This window comes from Ancylobacter sp. TS-1 (assembly GCF_009223885.1).
Classification (GTDB): domain Bacteria; phylum Pseudomonadota; class Alphaproteobacteria; order Rhizobiales; family Xanthobacteraceae; genus Ancylobacter.
Window position 1 is genome coordinate 2,142,558 of the sequence record NZ_CP045144.1, and the last position, 15,476, is coordinate 2,158,033.

Sequence of the window (15,476 nt, forward strand, 5' to 3'; positions counted from 1 at the left end):
TCACGGACCCTCGCTGAGCTTCACATCGGAGAAGTCGACCAGGGTGCCGAGCATCTGCAGATGGGCGATGAGCGCATCCATCTCGGTAATGCGGTCCGGCTGGCCGTCGAAATCGCCGGTCTTCGCCTTGGGGTAGCGGGCGAGCAGGCCCTCCGTGTCCTCGCCGCTCGCCTGGGCGCGGATATCGTCCGCCGCGCGGGCGATCATGGCGTCGGAATAGGGAACGCCGACGTCGCGCAGCGCGCGCATGTGGTCGCCGAATCCGTTCGCGTCGATCTCGCGCTCCATCAGGAACGGATAGGCCGGCATGATCGACACCCCGACCACGCTGCGCGGGTCCTTCATGTGGGCGACGTGCCAGGCGTTCGAATATTTCGAGCCGACGCGGGCGAGGTCCGGACCCGTGCGCTTCGATCCCCACAGGAAGGGATGGTCGTACATGCTCTCCGCCGCGACGGAGTAGTGGCCGTAGCGCTCCACCTCGTCGCGGAAGGGGCGGATCTGCTGGCTGTGGCAGGTGTAGCAGCCCTCGCGCGTGTAGATGTTGCGCCCGATCTGCTCGAGCGGCGAATAGGGCCGCACGCCCTGAACCGGCTGGACCGTGGTCTCCAGCTTGAACAGCGGCACGATCTCGACCAGGCCGCCGATCAGGACGACCAGGAGGGTCAGCGCGAACAGCAGCGTCGTCGACCGCTCGATGATGGCGTGACCCTTCGGGGCCTCGTCGGTGTGCGATGCCATGCCCGCCTCCCTCACGCGGCCGGAACCGGTGCCGTCTCGGGCACGGGCTCGCGGGCAGGACGGGGCTGGCGGATGGTCATGGCGAAGTTGATCGCCATCAGCACGCCGCCGGTCAGGTACATGACCCCGCCGACGAGGCGGATCACGTAATAGGGGTGCAGCATCGCGACGCTGTCGGCGAAGGAATATTGCAGGAAACCGAACGCGTCATAGGCGCGCCACATCAGCCCCTGGGCGATGCCGGCGATCCACATCGCCGTGATGTAGAGCACTATCGCGACCGAGGCGATCCAGAAGTGCCACTCCACCAGCCGGTGCGACCAGAGCGGGCGCCGCCATAGGCGCGGCACCATGTAGTAGAGCGCGCCGAAGCAGATGAAGGCGACCCAGCCCAGCGCGCCGGAATGCACGTGGCCGACCGTCCAGTCGGTGTAGTGGCTGAGCGAGTTGACGGACTTCAGCGCCATCAGCGGCCCCTCGAAGGTCGCCATGCCGTAGAAGGCCACCGCCACCACGAGGAAGCGCAGGATCGGGTCGGTGCGCAGTTTCCCCCACGCGCCCGAGAGCGTCATGATGCCGTTGATCATGCCGCCCCAGCTAGGCATCCACAGCATGATCGAGAACGCCATGCCGAGCGTCTGCGTCCAGTCGGGCAGCGACGTGTAGTGCAGATGGTGCGGGCCGGCCCAGATGTAGAGGAAGATCAGCGCCCAGAAATGGACGATGGAGAGCCGGTAGGAATAGATCGGCCGCTCCGCCTGCTTGGGCACGAAATAGTACATGATGCCGATGAAGCCGGCGGTGAGGAAGAAACCGACGATGTTGTGGCCGTACCACCACTGCACCATCGCGTCCTGCACGCCGGCGAAGGCCGAGTAGCTCTTCGCCCCAGTGAAGGACACCGGCACCGCCAGATTGTTGACGAGGTGCAGCACCGCGACAGTGACGATGAACGCCAGGAAGAACCAGTTGGCGACATAGATGTGCGGCTCGCGGCGATAGACCAGCGTGCCGACGAAGATGGCGAGATAGGTCAGCCAGACCACCGTCAGCCAGAGGTCGGCATACCATTCCGGCTCGGCATATTCGCGGCTCTGGGTGATGCCCATGACATAGCCGGAGAGCGCGATGACGAGGAACGCCTGGTAGCCCCAGAACAGGAAGTTGGCGAGGCGAGGCCCGCCCCACAGCCCGACCTGGCAGGTGCGCTGGACCACATAGAGCGATGTGGCGATGAGCGCGTTTCCGCCAAAGGCGAAGACGACGCCTGACGTGTGCACCGGCCGCAGCCGGCCGAAGGTGAGGTATTCGCCGAGATTCAGGTGCGGAAAGGCGAGCTGCGCCGCCACCACCACGCCGACACTGAAACCGAACAGCGCCCAGATCACCGTCGCCACGGTGAAGCGGCGGATAATGGCCTCGTTATACCCGGGTATGGCCTGTGATCGGGCAGCGTGCGCCCAGCTTGCGACGGCATCCATCTCAGTGATACTCCGATGGAATGCGCGCGGTCGTTTCTATTCTTATAAACTTTCCATTTTTACTTGAATTATGTCTTGCAGATACAACAGAACTATGTATAGATATTCTGTATCGGCAAACAATATTTGGATTCATTCCATGAATGACTGGCACTTCCTGCTCCCGGCGCTGGCCCTGATCGCCCTGGTCTATGGCGCGCTGCGCTCGCGCGGCGAGGCGGTCGGCTGGTGGCTGGGTCTGGTCCACGGCGTGCTGGCGCTGGTCGCCATGGCCGGCTTCGGCGCCGCGCGCGACACCGGCTTCGCCGTTTTCACCGGCCTGCTGGCGGTTTATGCTGGCGCCATGTGCGCGGCCGAGGCGGTGCATCTCGCCCGACGGCCCGTCCCGCATTCCTGAACGGCGGAGGTCGCGGTGCCCCATCTCGTTCGTTTCCTGATGCGCCATGCGCTGATCGGCTTCGCCCTCGCCATCCTGTTCGTCGGCGCGCTGCTGGCCTTCGACGTGGCCCGCCTCGGCTCGCTGGTGCGGGCCTCGTCCACCGGCGGCCTCGCGGCGCTGATCCTGGTCTTCTCGGTCGGCGTCACCTTCGCCAGCGTGCAGATGGGCTTCGCCGTCATGCTGCTGGCGAGCCACGAGGAGAAGCCGGGCAATGGCCGGCGCCGGACGATCCCCGCCCGCAGGCTGCGCCTGGCGGAACTGCGCGTGCCCGGTCGCCGCACGGGTCAGGACGCCCGCATGACGGGGCGCCGCTGACATCGGCTCGGCACGGGCATTCGTCGCGGGGCGCGAAGACATGGGTGTCCTTCCGTTGCCGCCTTGCGGCGCAACAGTTTCTGTCGCGGCCGGGGTGCGGCCGCGTCGTTCCGGGTGGGTGAAACTACCTAGCAGGCAGGCGCTTCCCGCGCCCTTGGACAGAATGCCCAATGGGCGTCAATGCCGCATCGACCTAGAAGGGGCACGCGGCCGGCTCGCGTCCTCACGACGGGCCGCACACCACACGTGCCGTGCGACGGGCGGGGTCCGGATGCCTGTCGGCCTGAAGGAGTGACCTGCCCTTGGCTCCGCTGAGTGCCGCCGACACCACCGCCCGCAAGAACCTGCTGCTTCTGACGCAGTTGCGCTGGATCGCCGTCGTCGGCCAGCTCGTCACCATCTGGCTGGTGGATTTCGAACTCGGCATCCGGCTGCCGCTCGTGGCGATGCTCGCCGTCGTGCTGTTCCTGGTGATGCTGAATCTGGTGAGCCTGCTGCGCTATAGGCGGCAGGAAAGCGTCACCAACACCGAACTGTTCGTCGAGCTGCTGCTCGATATCGCCGCGCTCACCGTCCAGCTCTACCTCAGCGGCGGCGCGCTCAACCCGTTCATCTCGCTGTTTCTCCTGCAGGTCATTCTCGGGGCGATCCTGCTGGAGGCCTGGTCGGTGTGGTCGCTGGTGGCCGTCACCAGCCTCTGCTTCGTCGGCCTCACCGTCTTCCATCGCGACCTCGCCATGCAGCACAGCCATATGGGCGGGTTCTGGAACCTGCACGTGCAGGGCATGTTCATCTGCTTCGTCCTGGCCTCCTGCCTGCTGGTGCTGTTCATCACCCGCATCACCGCCAATTTGAACGCCCGCGACGCCTATCTCGCCGAGCTGCGGCGGCAGTCGGTGGAGGAGGAGCACATCGTGCGCATGGGGCTGCTGGCCTCCGGCGCGGCGCATGAGCTCGGCACCCCGCTCTCCACCCTGTCGGTGCTGCTGAACGACTGGCAGCACAATCGGCAGCTGGCGCAGAACCCGGAGCTTGCCGAGGACATGCGGGAGATGCAGGCCCAGCTCGACCGCTGCAAGGCCATCGTCACCGGCATCCTGCTCTCCTCCGGCGAGGCGCGCGGGGAAGGCACCGTGCGCACCAGCGTGCGCGCCCTGCTGGACGAGGTGGCGCTCGACTGGCAGCTGCTGCGCGCGCCGGTCGATTTCAGCTATGTCAACGCCTTCGAGCCCGACGCGGCCATCGTCTCCGACCTCGCACTCAAGCAGGTGCTGTTCAACGTGCTCGACAATGCCGTGGAGGCCTCGCCGGACCGGGTGGAACTGCGTGCCACGCGCCGCGCGGATGCCCTGCGCATCGAGGTCACCGATCACGGCACCGGCTTCCGGCCGGACATCCTCGCCGAGTTCGGCAAGCCCTACCGCTCGACCAAGGCCCGCGCCGGCGCCGGGCTCGGCCTCTTCCTCGTCGTCAACGTGCTGCGCCGGCTCGGCGGCACGGTCGAGGCGCGCAACATCGCCGGGGGCGGCGCCTGCGTGACGCTCGACCTGCCGCTCGCCGCGCTGTCGGAGCCCGCCGCATGACCGCCCGCCAACTGCTCATCGTCGAGGACGACAACAGCTTCGCGCGGGCGCTGCGGCGCTCCTTCGAACGGCGCGGCTATGAGGTGGCGCACGGCGCCGACCTCGCCACGGTGGCCGAACTGCTCGAAACCGTGACGCCCGGCTTCGCCGTGGTCGACCTCAAGCTCGCAAGCGAATCCGGGCTCGAATGCGTGAAGCTGCTGCACGCCCGCGCCCCGCAGATGCGCATCGTCATCCTCACCGGCTTCGCCAGCATCGCGACGGCGGTGGAGGCGATCAAGCTCGGGGCCTGCCACTATCTGCCCAAGCCCGCCAATGCCGACGACATCGAACGGGCGTTCGAGCGCAGCGAGGGCGACGTCTCGGTGCCCCTCGACGGGCGGCCGACCTCGCTCAAGAACCTCGAATGGGAACGCATCCACGAGACGCTGGTGGAGACCGACTTCAACATCTCCGAGACCGCGCGCCGGCTCGGCATGCACCGGCGCACGCTCGCCCGAAAGCTGGAGAAGCGCCCGGTCAAGTGAGCCTCGCGCGCCTCGGCAGGAACGCCGCGCCGGCTACCCCGCCCGCTTAGTTGGAGCGGGGTGAATGTAAAGCTTCACAGGATGGCATTTCCCGGCTGCGCCACGACCGGCAGTCTGTCGCCATGCGAGCCATGCCCGTCACTCTCCCTTGCGATGGCCTCACGACGGCAGACGCCGCCGCGCTAGGCCGTCCGCGCGGTGTCGGGCGGCAACGGTGCTGGGGGCAACGGCGCGGAGGGCTGGGGCCGCACCAGCTCGACGGCGCGCCCCACGCGCAGCACGCTCGCCTCGTCATGCGGCCGGCCGACGATCTGGAGGCCGACGGGCAGGCCGCCATCCGTGCGCCCGGCCGGGACGGACAGCGCCGGGCAGGCGCCGATCAGGTTGAACAGGGCGGTCATGTCGAGCGTGGCCAGCCGACCGTCGGCGGTGCGGTGGCCGTAGTCGAAATCGCCCTTGTCGAGGCCGGGCGCGGGCTGCGCCATGGTCGGGCAGATGAGCGCGTCACGATCGGCGAGCACGGCGGCGAGCTTGTGCCAGATGCCGGCACGTACGAAATCGAGCCGCTTCAGCGTCACCCCGTCGACCTGCCGGCCCATCTCGATCAGCCGGCGCGTCAGCGGCTCCATCCGGTCGCCGTCCCGGTCATAGGCCTCTCCGTAAAGCGCCGCCATCCACACCAGCGTGGCGGTGAAGAAGGCCTCGGCATCCTCCGCGCGCCAGCCGAGATCGACCTCCTCCACCGTCGCCCCGGCCGCGCGCAGCGCCTCCACAGTGGCGAGCACCTCGCGCTCCACCTGCGGATCGACCGCGCAGAAGCCGAGATCGCGCGAGAAGGCCAGCTTCAGCCGGGAGGGCTCGACCTCCACCGGCAGGGAAAGATCCAGCGGCGGCAGATAGGAGAACAGGTCGACCGGATCGGGACCAGCCACGGCACTGAGGAACAGCGCGGCATCGTTCACCGTGCGGGCCACCGGGCCGAAATGGCTGATGTCGTCGAAGGTGGTCGGCAGCGCGTCGAAGGGGATACGCCCGAGCGAGGGCTTCAGCCCGACAATGCCGCAGAAGGAGGCCGGCCCACGGATCGAGCCGGCCATGTCGCAGCCCTCCGCGAGCGCGACGCAGCCGGTCGCCACCGCCACCGCCGAGCCGCCGGAGGAGCCGCCCGGCGTGCGCGAGGGGTCCCACGGATTGCGCGTCACGCCGAACTGGGCGCCGCGGGTGAACCAGGAATCGGCGAATTCCGGTGTCGTGGTCTTGCCGACCAGCACGCCGCCGGCCGCCGCGAGCCGGCGGGCGATCACCGCGTCGCGGGCCGGCACATGGTCGGCGAAGAGACGCGAGCCATAGGTGGTGCGCAGCCCGGCGGTCGGGGTGTAGTCCTTCAGCGCGACCGGCAGCCCGGCGAGCGGGCCGAGGGCCTCGCCGCGCAGGCGCCGCGCGTCGATCTCCGCCGCCTGCGCCAGCGCCCGCTCGGGCACGAGCAGGCAGAAGGCGTTCAGCGCCGGATTGACCGCCTCGATGCGCTCCAGCGCCGCCCGGGTCAGTTCGACGGCACCGATGTCGCCAATCCGCAGCCGGCGCGCCAGTTCGGTGGCCGTCAGATGAAGTACATGCGCCGCCATTCTTCTTCTCCTGAATTTATGGGGAGAACCTAGTATGCCATTTCCAGATAGTAAAATCGGAAATGCTGATCGTTAATTACAAATATGAACCGATATAAACTTCCGGAGAACACAATGAACCAACGGCACACAAGCATGAACTTTATGAAGATACTAGGTGGCGTGGCTCTTTCCGCCGCTCTTCTGGCCGCGCCGCAGGCGCGCGCCGCCGATGCGGAGACGGCGAACCCGCTCCGTATCGTCGTCACCGGCATCACCGACGCGGATTTCATCGCCAACGTCTTCGCCAGCTTCCTCGAGAAGCAGGGCTACAAGGTCGAGCGCGTGAAGGCGGACTATGCCGCGCAGTTCGTGGGCCTCGAGGCCGGCGACATGGATTTCTCGACCAGCATCTGGGACACCAGCCGCGACATCATGGATGCCGCGCTCGCCACGGGTAAGGTCCAGAACATGGGCTCCACCGGCGTGAAGATCCGTGAAGGCTGGTGGTATCCCGCCTATCTCAAGGAGCAGTGCCCGGGCCTGCCGGACTGGAAGGCGCTGCTGGAGCCGGCCTGCGTCAAGGCCCTCTCTACCGTCGAGACCGCGCCCAAGGCCCGCTTCGTCGAGGCGCCGGCCGACTGGACGACCAACAATGCGGCCCGCCTCGAGGCCCTGAAGCTGCCCTTCGTGCTCGAAGGAACCGGCACGCCCGCCGCCCTGCACGCCACCATCGTCGGCGCGGTGCAGCGCAAGGAGCCGGTCATCGGCTGGGGCTTCATGCCGGACTGGATGACCGAGCAGTACCCGGGCGAGTTCGTGCAGTTCCCGCCCTTCGAGGCGGCCTGCGCCACCGATCCGAAATGGGGCGGCAACCCGGACAAGGTGTGGGACTGCGACAACCCCTATGGCTATGTCTGGAAGGTCGCCAACACCCAGTCCGAGAAGAAATTCCCCCGCGCCTCGCGCTTCCTGCGCCTCTATCATCTCACCGCCGCCGACGTGGCGTGGGGCATTCGCCGGATCGATGTCGACGGCATCGACAGCGAGAAGGCGGCCGAGGAATGGCTGAAGGCTCACCCCGAGCTGGCCGCCGACTGGGCGCTTTGACGGAGCGCACGAACGTGTCGACGGCGAACCGCATCCTGCTTTGCGACAATGTCTGGAAGGTCTACGGGCCGAACGCCGACACGTATCTGTCCGACCGTGAACACCCGCCGTCGCCGGAAGATCTGGCGGCGGCGGGGCTGCTCGCCGCCGTGCGCGGCGTGAGCCTCTCGATCAATCGCGGCGAGATCTTCGTCATCATGGGCCTGTCCGGCTCGGGCAAGTCCACGCTGCTGCGCTGCATGACCCGGCTGGTCGAGCCGACCGCCGGCTCGATCCTGCTGGGCGGCACCAACCTGCTCAACTCCACCGAGCGTCAGCTCATGCAGATCCGGCGCGAGAAGATGGGCATGGTGTTCCAGAACTACGCCCTGATGCCGCATCTCACCGCGCTGGAGAACGTCGCCTTCCCGCTCAAGGTGCAGGGAATGAAGCGTACGGCGCGCGAGGCCCGGGCGCTGCAGATGCTGGAACTGGTCGGCCTCGGCGGGCGGGGCCATCACTACCCGCGCGAACTCTCCGGCGGCCAGCAGCAGCGCGTCGGCATCGCCCGCTCGCTGACGCTGGAGCCGGACATCTGGTTCCTCGACGAGCCGTTCTCGGCCCTCGACCCGCTGGTGCGGCGCGAGATGCAGGACGAGTTCCTTCGGCTGCAAACGCTGCTGCGCAAGACCATCGTCTTCGTTACCCACGACTTCGCCGAGGCCGTCCGGCTCGCCGACCGCATCGCCATCATGCGCGAGGGCGCGGTCGTGCAGGTCGCCACGCCGGAGGAACTCGTGCTCGCCCCCGCCGACCCTTACGTGTCGGCCTTTACCCGCGACATTCCCCGCGCGCAGGTCGTCACCGCCCGCTCGGCCATCGACCTCGGCGCCGAGACCGCCGCCGGCGGCGGCAGCGTCCCCGCCGGTGCGCGCATCATCGACATCGCCGAGCAGGTGCTGGGCGCCGGGGGCCCCGTCGCCGTTCTCGACGAGGACGGCGCCATCCTCGGCGCGCTGAGCCGCGACGCGGTGATCCGCCTTCTGCTGGCACAGCCGCACACGCGCGCGGCGCTCGCCCAATGACGGCGCTTGAACTGCGGAGCGAGCCGGCGACCGGCACCGGGACGACCTCGCCGACACCGGGCGCCGGCCTCGCCCGGCACCTGGCCCTCGCCTTTCTCGCCGTGGCGATCCTGCTCTGCCTCCTGCCGCAGCTCGGCGTCGAGATGCCCCCTGCCCTCGCCGCCATTCCCGACCGCTACCTGCTGCCATGGCGCCAATGGGCCGGAGACGCGCTGACCTATGTCGCCAAGGAGTCCCATATCGGGCCGGTGATGGTGAGCCAGATCACCCGCGGCATCGCCGGGGTCATCCTTCAGCCCATGCTTCTGCTGCAGGGGCTGGTGTCGAAGGGCCTGACCATCGGCGGGGTGGAGCTGCCGCCACTGCCCTGGCCGTCCGTCGTGCTCGCCTCGGCGCTGCTCGGCCTTCGTTTCGGCGGCGCGCGGCTCGCGCTGATGACCGGCGGGGCGCTGCTCTATGCGGCACTGTTCGGCCTGTGGGACGCCACCATGCTGACGCTCGCCTCGGTCGTCGTCTCGGTGGCCTTCGGCGTGCTGCTCGGCACGCTGCTCGGCGTGCTGGCCTTCCGCCATCCGAGGATCGACCGTGCGCTGCAACCGCTCTACGACGTCATGCAGACGGTGCCGATCTTCGCCTATCTCGTGCCGATCCTCTATCTGTTCGGCTTCGGCCCGGTGGGCGCGATGATGGCGACGGTGATCTACGCCATGCCGCCCATGGCGCGCGTGACCACCCTGGCGCTACGCGGCGTGCCCGCCTCCATCGGCGAGGCGGCGGCGATGGCCGGCTGCACGCGCGGGCAGGTGATGCGGCTCGCCTTGCTGCCCTCCGCGCTCCCCAAGATGATGATCGGCGTCAATCAGGTGCTGATGCTGTCGCTGACCATGGTCATCATCGCCAGCGTCATCGGCGCCGACGGGCTGGGCGCCGTGGTGCTGAAGGCGCTGCAATCGCTGAAGATCGGGCGCGGGCTGGAAGCCGGGCTCGCCATCGTGCTCGTCGCCATCGCGCTCGACCGCCTCGGCCAGGCGATCGCCGAGCGCCGCCCGCAGCACGGCGACGCCGCCCACAGCCGACGCTGGGCCCTCGCCTTCGCGGCGGCGCTGATACTGCCCTGCCTGCTGGCGCCGGCCGTTCCCGCGCTGGCGCACTGGCCGGCGGAATGGTCGGTCTCCACCGCGAGCTGGTGGGACGCGCGCATCGCGCAAATGAACCTCGCCTTCGCCGACACGCTGCGGGAGGTGAAGACCTATGTCTTCCTCTGGCTGCTGCGGCCGACGAAGCTGTTCTTCCTCTCCGTGCCCTGGGTCGGCGCCGTGGCGCTGGTCGCCGCGCTCGGCCTGCTGCTGGGCGGGTGGCGCCTCGCGCTTTCCTGCGGCCTGCTGATGCTCTTCGTCGCCGGCTGCGGCTTCTGGGAGCCGGCGCAGCTCTCGCTCTACCTCATCGCCATCAGCGTCGTTCTGGCGCTCCTCATCGGCATGCCGCTCGGCGTCGTCTGCGCCGCGTCCCCGCGCTTTAATGCCGGCATGCGGGTGGTGCTCGACACCATCCAGACCCTGCCGAGCTTCGTCTATCTGATCCCGGTCATCATGCTCCTCGGCTCCGGCGATTTCCCGGCGCTGATCGCCATCGTGGTCTATGCGGTGACGCCGGCGGTGCGCTTCACCGCCGACGCGTTGCGCCATGTGCCCGGCGAGATCGTCGAGGCGGCGCAGATGTCCGGCGCCTCTCGCCCGCAGAGCTTCCGCTGGGTGAAGGTGCCGCTGGCGCGGCCCGGCCTGCTGCTGGCCGTCAACCAGACGGTGATGATGGCCTTCGGCATGCTGGTGATCACCGCGCTGATCGGCACCAAGGGGCTGGAGAGCGACACGCTCATCTCGCTGAGCAAGGCCGATCCCGGGCGCGGGATCATTGCCGGCGCGGCGATGGCCTTCCTCGCCATCATCATCGACCGCCTGCTGCGCGCCGCCGCCGGCGGCGAGCCGGCGCGCCCGTGAGGCCCGCCATGCCCGCCCGCGCCTTCGACTATGTGATCGTCGGCGCCGGCTCGGCCGGCTGCGTGCTGGCGAACCGCCTCAGCGCCGATCCGTCGGTCAGGGTGCTGCTGCTGGAAGCGGGCGGGCGCGACTGGAACCCGGTCATCCGCTTTCCCACCGGCGAGGTGTTCACCGTCGGCAGCGCGCTCGACTGGAAGTTCGACAGCGAGCCCGAGCCGGCGCTCGACGGGCTGCGCCTCAAGGTGCCGCGCGGCAAGGTGCTCGGCGGCTCCTCCTCGATCAACGGCCAGCTCTATGTGCGCGGCCACCGGCGCGACTATGACGAATGGGCGGCGCTCGGCGCCACCGGCTGGTCCTTCGCCGAGGTGCTGCCCTATTTCCGGCGCTCGGAGGACTGGAAGCCCGGCGGCGACCCGGCCTTCCGGGGCAAGGCAGGGCCGCTAAAGACCGCCTTCGGCCGCTATGCCAACCCGCTCTATGAGGCCTTCATCGCGGCGGGCCGCGCGCTCGGCCACCCTTTCAACCCGGACCATAACGGCTCGTCGCAGGAAGGCTTCGGCTGGTCGCAATACACCCATCTGCACGGCTTTCCGCTGCGCTGCTCGGCGGCCAACGCCTATCTCCACCCCGCCGCGCGGCGACCCAACCTCGACATCGTCACCGGCGCCCACGTCACCGGCCTGACGCTGGAGGGCAGGCGCTGCACGGGCGTCGCCTATGTCCGTGGCGGGCAGGTTGTCGAAGTGCGGGCCGAACGGGAGGTGATCCTCGCCGCCGGCGCCTACCAGTCGCCGCACCTGCTGTTACTGTCGGGCATCGGCCCGGCCGACGAGCTGCGGCAGGCCGGCATCGCCGTGCGCCACGACCTGCCGGGCGTCGGACGTGACCTACAGGACCATTTCGGCGGCTTCGTCCAGCACGAATGCCTGCGGCCGATCACCTATTACAGCCTGCTCAGCAAGCCGCGTGCGGCGCTGGCGGTCGCCGAACTGGCCCTGCTGCGGCGCGGGCCGCTCGCCGTCTTCCCGATGAACGCGCAGGCCTTCCTGAAGAGCGCGCCGGAGCTCGAACGCCCCGATCTCCAGTTCTACATGTTCCCGGTCGCGCTCGATCCCGAAAGCCAGGACCTGTTCCGGCCCGCCTTCCACGGCTACAGCATCCACTGGGCGCTGCTACGCCCGCGCTCGCGCGGAAGGGTCTTCCTGCGCTCGGCCGATCCGCTGGCGCCGCCGGCGATCCTGCACAATTACCTCGCCGACGCCGACGACCGGCGGCTCAACCTCGCCGGCCTGAAAATGGCGCGCGAGATCCATGCCCAGAGCGCCTTTGACGGGCTGCGCGGGCGCGAGGTCTCGCCCGGCGACACCATGGTCGGGGACGAGGCGCTGGAGCGGCACCTGCGCGCCAGCTCCGCCTCGCACTACCACCCGGCCGGCACCTGCCGCATGGGTTCGGACGACGGCGCCGTGGTGGACCCGGAATTGCGCGTGCGCGGCATCGAGGGGCTGCGCGTCGTCGACGCCTCCATCATGCCGCGCCTCGTCGGCGGCAACACCAACGCGCCCGCGATCATGATCGGCGAGAAGGGCGCCGACCTCATCCTCGGCCGGCCGGCGGTGGCGCCCGCACGCACCGAGCCGACGCCCGGCGCCGCCGGGGCGCTGGGCGTGCGGCTCTGACCCTCGCGCCTCAGCCCTTGGGCGGGAAGATTTCCAGCATGGGCTCGACCCGGAAGCGGTGCACGATCGAGCGCGCGAGCACGGGATCGTGCAGCGTGATCACCATCTCCACCGAGGCGCGCGGGCAGCGCCCGTGCATCTCCATCGTGCCGGAGAAGATCATCCGCCCCTCATGCTGCGGCCCGTCATGCCCGGCGACGAACTCCTGAAGCTGCGCCGGCGTCATCATCTGCCCGAGCGCGCCATGCTGCATCACCACGCCCTCGCAGGTGAGCGTCAGCTCCAGCTCATCCCAATGGCCCAGGAGCGGCTCCAGCGCCCACGCCTCGGTGGCGACGGACTTCAGGCACATGTTCTTGGCGATGGCGGCGTTCTGCGCCTCCATCACCGAATCGGTCTGGTCGCTGCCCACGGTCACGTAGTCGCGCCCGTCCTGGTGGAACACGACGAACTCCACCTCGGGCGAGGTGTCGAGGCCGAGCACCTGCGTCACGCCGGACTGCGACAGCAGGCCGGGAATGATCGGGAACAGCATCGGGATATGCGGCGGCACGCCGATGCCGAGCGCCTTCAGCTCCTCGATATGCGCTTCGACCAGATGGCGCGTGCGCCCGGTATAGCCGGCGGCGAGAACGCGGCTGACGGTCGCCGCGAGCGGGCCTTCGGGCGTGTCGAACGAAAGGGAGACGGTCATGTTGGCTTCCTGTGGCGGCTTCCGGCCGGAGGGCCCGAAGGGTACCGACGCTAGGAAGCTGCCGCCGCGCCAACCACCGCGACTTTGCAATCCTTAGCTTGAGGAAGGCGAATGCAAGCGCGGCAGCCGGGCGGCCCCGACCGCCGTCACATTGACGCGGCTCCGAGTATGGATGGGCAAGCGCGCGTTGAAGCGAATGCATCGCCCTCCGACACTGGCTGCGACACGGGAAAGGCGGAATCCACGCATCGCGAGGCCCGCCGGCCTCATCGAGACAGTTCTTACCGGGTGCCAGCATGAGTGAAGCCTTCCACCAGCCGCTAAGCGGCAACGACATGCCGCGCTTCGGCGGCATCGCGACCATGATGCGGCTGCCGCATGTCAAGGACGCCGCCGGGCTCGACGCCTGCTTCGTCGGCGTGCCGCTCGACATCGGCACCGGCAACCGCAGCGGTACCCGTTTCGGGCCGCGCCAGATCCGGTCGGAATCGGTGCTGATCCGCCCCTACAACATGGCCACCCGCGCCGCGCCCTTCGATTCGCTCAACATCGCCGATGTCGGCGACATCCCGACCAACCCCTACAGCCTGCTCAAATCGGTCGATGCGATCGAGGCCGGCATTGCCGCCATCCTCGCCCATGGCTGCAAGCCGCTGTCGCTCGGCGGCGACCACACCATGGTGCTGCCGATCCTGCGCGCCATGGCGAAGAAGCACGGCCCGGTGGGCCTCGTTCATGTCGACGCCCATGCCGACATCAACGACACCATGTCGGGCGAGAAGATCGCCCACGGCACCCCCTTCCGCCGCGCGGTGGAAGAGAAGCTGATCGACCCCCACCGCACGGTGCAGATCGGCCTGCGGGGAAGCGGCTATTCCGCCGACGAGTTCGACTGGCCGCGCGACCAGGGCTTCCGGGTGTTTCCGGCCAACGAGCTGTGGCACCGTTCCCTCGTGCCGCTGATGGACGAGGTGCGGGCGCATCTGGGCGCCGGGCCGGTCTACATCTCCTTCGACATCGACTCGCTCGACCCCGCCTATGCGCAGGGCACCGGCACGCCGGAGATCGGCGGGCTCACCAGCATGCAGGCGCTCGAGATCATCCGCGGCTGCTGGGGCCTCGATATTGTCGGCTGCGACCTCGTCGAGGTCTCGCCGCCCTACGACACCTCGGGTAATACGGCGCTGACGGCAGCGAACCTGCTTTTCGAACTGCTCTGCGTGCTGCCCGGCGTCGAGAGAAGGAACTGAATCATGGCCGGCCCCACGCTGCTCTTCGCCTCCAATATCGACGATCCCGCGCCGTGGCAGGCGCTGTTCGCCCGCGAGCGGCCGGACGTCGCCTTCCGCGTCTTCCCCGATCTCGGCGATCCCGCCGACATCACCCATGCGCTGGTCTGGCGCATTCCCGACGGCGTGCTGGCCTCGCTGCCGAACCTCAAGGCGGTGTTCTCGCTCGGCGCCGGCATCGACCAGATCATCCGCGACCCCGCCTTTCCCCGCGAGAAGCCGCTGTTCCGCCTCGTCGATGGGGGCCTGCGCGAGCAGATGACGGAATACGCGCTCTATGGCGTGCTGCACTGGCACCGCCAGATGGGGCGCTATGGCGAGCAGCAGGCGCGCGGCGAATGGCGCATGCTGGAGGCGATCCATCCCTCGCAGCGCACGGTCGGCGTGATGGGGCTGGGCGTGTTCGGCTCCGACATCGCGGCCAAGCTCGTCGCGCTCGGCTTCAACGTCATCGGCTGGAGCCGCACGCCCAAGCAGATCGCCGGCGTGGAGAGCTTCGTCGGCGAGGCCGGGCTCGACGCCTTCCTCGCCCGCGCCGAGGTGCTGGTGAACATCCTGCCGCTCACCGACGAAACGCGCGGCATTCTCGGTGCGAAGCTGTTCGATCGCCTGCCGGGCGGCGGGGCGCTGGTGCATCTGGGCCGGGGCGGCCATCTCGTCGAAGCCGATCTCGTCGCCGCGCTCGATGCCGGCCGGCTCGACTGGGCCATGCTCGACGTCTTCCCCAGCGAGCCGCTGCCGGCCGAAAGCCCGCTCTGGCGGCATCCGCGCGTGTTCGTCACGCCGCACATCGCCGCCCAGCCGGTCAGCACGGCGGCGGAGAGCGCCATCATCGGCAGCTTCAACCGCTTCGAGCGCGGCGAGGAGCCGGTCGGCCGGGTCGACCTTTCCGTCGGGTACTGAGAGCCCACCGACGGGGACGTAAGCGGCAGGCGCGGCGCGCCTGCCGTTTC

The 15,476-nt window shown here is 68.8% G+C and carries 14 protein-coding genes; 10 read left to right on the forward strand and 4 right to left on the reverse strand.

Going from position 1 to position 15,476, the window contains the following annotated elements; translation table 11 throughout:
* The gene (gene ccoO / locus GBB76_RS10150) at positions 1-741 is read right to left on the reverse strand and encodes a cytochrome-c oxidase, cbb3-type subunit II (RefSeq protein ID WP_152303201.1); all 741 of its coding nucleotides are present in this window, start codon (positions 739-741) and stop codon (positions 1-3) included.
* An 11-nt stretch (positions 742-752) separates the two neighbouring features.
* Complete coding sequence (ccoN, locus tag GBB76_RS10155) at positions 753-2,222, reverse strand: cytochrome-c oxidase, cbb3-type subunit I (RefSeq protein ID WP_152303202.1); 1,470 nt, start codon at positions 2,220-2,222, stop codon at positions 753-755.
* A gap of 139 nt (positions 2,223-2,361) precedes the next feature.
* Between ccoN and GBB76_RS10160 the strand changes: the two genes are divergently transcribed.
* From GBB76_RS10160 to GBB76_RS10175, 4 genes are all read left to right on the forward strand, one after another.
* Positions 2,362-2,619 carry a hypothetical protein gene (locus GBB76_RS10160; protein ID WP_152303203.1) on the forward strand — a complete coding sequence of 86 codons (258 nt, stop codon included), beginning with the start codon at positions 2,362-2,364 and terminating at the stop codon, positions 2,617-2,619.
* 15 nt (positions 2,620-2,634) lie between these two features.
* Positions 2,635-2,976, forward strand: coding sequence for a hypothetical protein (locus GBB76_RS10165; RefSeq protein WP_202911070.1), 342 nt, complete (start codon positions 2,635-2,637; stop codon positions 2,974-2,976).
* Between the two features lie 302 nt (positions 2,977-3,278).
* A complete protein-coding gene (locus GBB76_RS10170) occupies positions 3,279-4,559 on the forward strand; it encodes an ATP-binding protein (protein WP_246668880.1) in 1,281 nt (426 codons plus the stop codon).
* Entirely contained in the window at positions 4,556-5,086 is a 531-nt protein-coding gene (locus tag GBB76_RS10175; RefSeq protein ID WP_152303204.1) for a response regulator transcription factor, read from the forward strand. Before GBB76_RS10170 ends, GBB76_RS10175 begins: the two co-directional genes overlap by 4 nt.
* 182 nt (positions 5,087-5,268) lie before the next feature.
* Here GBB76_RS10175 and GBB76_RS10180 read toward each other — a convergent pair whose 3' ends face one another.
* Entirely contained in the window at positions 5,269-6,711 is a 1,443-nt protein-coding gene (locus GBB76_RS10180; protein ID WP_152303205.1) for an amidase, read from the reverse strand.
* A 135-nt stretch (positions 6,712-6,846) separates the two neighbouring features.
* Between GBB76_RS10180 and GBB76_RS10185 the strand changes: the two genes are divergently transcribed.
* From GBB76_RS10185 to GBB76_RS10200, 4 genes are read left to right on the forward strand one after another with little or no spacing between them, the layout of a single operon-like run.
* Positions 6,847-7,800, forward strand: a complete 954-nt coding sequence (locus tag GBB76_RS10185; protein ID WP_162375560.1) for an ABC transporter substrate-binding protein — start codon at positions 6,847-6,849, stop codon at positions 7,798-7,800.
* A gap of 14 nt (positions 7,801-7,814) precedes the next feature.
* Entirely contained in the window at positions 7,815-8,864 is a 1,050-nt protein-coding gene (locus GBB76_RS10190) for a glycine betaine/L-proline ABC transporter ATP-binding protein (RefSeq protein ID WP_246668881.1), read from the forward strand.
* Positions 8,861-10,861, forward strand: a complete 2,001-nt coding sequence (locus GBB76_RS10195; RefSeq protein ID WP_152303208.1) for a proline/glycine betaine ABC transporter permease — start codon at positions 8,861-8,863, stop codon at positions 10,859-10,861. Before GBB76_RS10190 ends, GBB76_RS10195 begins: the two co-directional genes overlap by 4 nt.
* An 8-nt stretch (positions 10,862-10,869) precedes the next feature.
* A complete protein-coding gene (locus GBB76_RS10200; protein WP_152303209.1) occupies positions 10,870-12,540 on the forward strand; it encodes a GMC family oxidoreductase in 1,671 nt (556 codons plus the stop codon).
* Positions 12,541-12,550: 10 nt separating this feature from the next.
* Here GBB76_RS10200 and GBB76_RS10205 read toward each other — a convergent pair whose 3' ends face one another.
* Positions 12,551-13,234, reverse strand: a complete 684-nt coding sequence (locus GBB76_RS10205) for a DUF2848 family protein (protein WP_152303210.1) — start codon at positions 13,232-13,234, stop codon at positions 12,551-12,553.
* A gap of 296 nt (positions 13,235-13,530) precedes the next feature.
* On the opposite strand from GBB76_RS10205, the gene speB reads away from it, so the two are divergent.
* Both speB and GBB76_RS10215 read left to right on the forward strand, forming a co-directional pair.
* Positions 13,531-14,484 (forward strand): agmatinase, encoded by a 954-nt coding sequence (gene speB, locus GBB76_RS10210; protein WP_152303211.1) that lies wholly within the window; start codon positions 13,531-13,533, stop codon positions 14,482-14,484.
* Positions 14,485-14,487: 3 nt separating this feature from the next.
* Entirely contained in the window at positions 14,488-15,426 is a 939-nt protein-coding gene (locus tag GBB76_RS10215) for a glyoxylate/hydroxypyruvate reductase A (protein ID WP_152303212.1), read from the forward strand.
* Positions 15,427-15,476: the final 50 nt, after the last annotated feature.

Excerpts from the sequence above, each read along its gene's own strand:
- ccoO (WP_152303201.1), bottom strand. The coding sequence starts at position 741 with ATGGCATCGCACACCGACGAGGCCCCGAAGGGTCACGCCATCATCGAG.
- GBB76_RS10205 (WP_152303210.1), bottom strand. The coding sequence starts at position 13,234 with ATGACCGTCTCCCTTTCGTTCGACACGCCCGAAGGCCCGCTCGCGGCG.
- GBB76_RS10195 (WP_152303208.1), top strand. The coding sequence starts at position 8,861 with ATGACGGCGCTTGAACTGCGGAGCGAGCCGGCGACCGGCACCGGGACG.
- ccoN (WP_152303202.1), bottom strand. The coding sequence starts at position 2,222 with ATGGATGCCGTCGCAAGCTGGGCGCACGCTGCCCGATCACAGGCCATA.
- GBB76_RS10180 (WP_152303205.1), bottom strand. The coding sequence starts at position 6,711 with ATGGCGGCGCATGTACTTCATCTGACGGCCACCGAACTGGCGCGCCGG.
- GBB76_RS10200 (WP_152303209.1), top strand. The coding sequence starts at position 10,870 with ATGCCCGCCCGCGCCTTCGACTATGTGATCGTCGGCGCCGGCTCGGCC.
- speB (WP_152303211.1), top strand. The coding sequence starts at position 13,531 with ATGAGTGAAGCCTTCCACCAGCCGCTAAGCGGCAACGACATGCCGCGC.
- GBB76_RS10175 (WP_152303204.1), top strand. The coding sequence starts at position 4,556 with ATGACCGCCCGCCAACTGCTCATCGTCGAGGACGACAACAGCTTCGCG.
- GBB76_RS10160 (WP_152303203.1), top strand. The coding sequence starts at position 2,362 with ATGAATGACTGGCACTTCCTGCTCCCGGCGCTGGCCCTGATCGCCCTG.
- GBB76_RS10215 (WP_152303212.1), top strand. The coding sequence starts at position 14,488 with ATGGCCGGCCCCACGCTGCTCTTCGCCTCCAATATCGACGATCCCGCG.
- GBB76_RS10185 (WP_162375560.1), top strand. The coding sequence starts at position 6,847 with ATGAACTTTATGAAGATACTAGGTGGCGTGGCTCTTTCCGCCGCTCTT.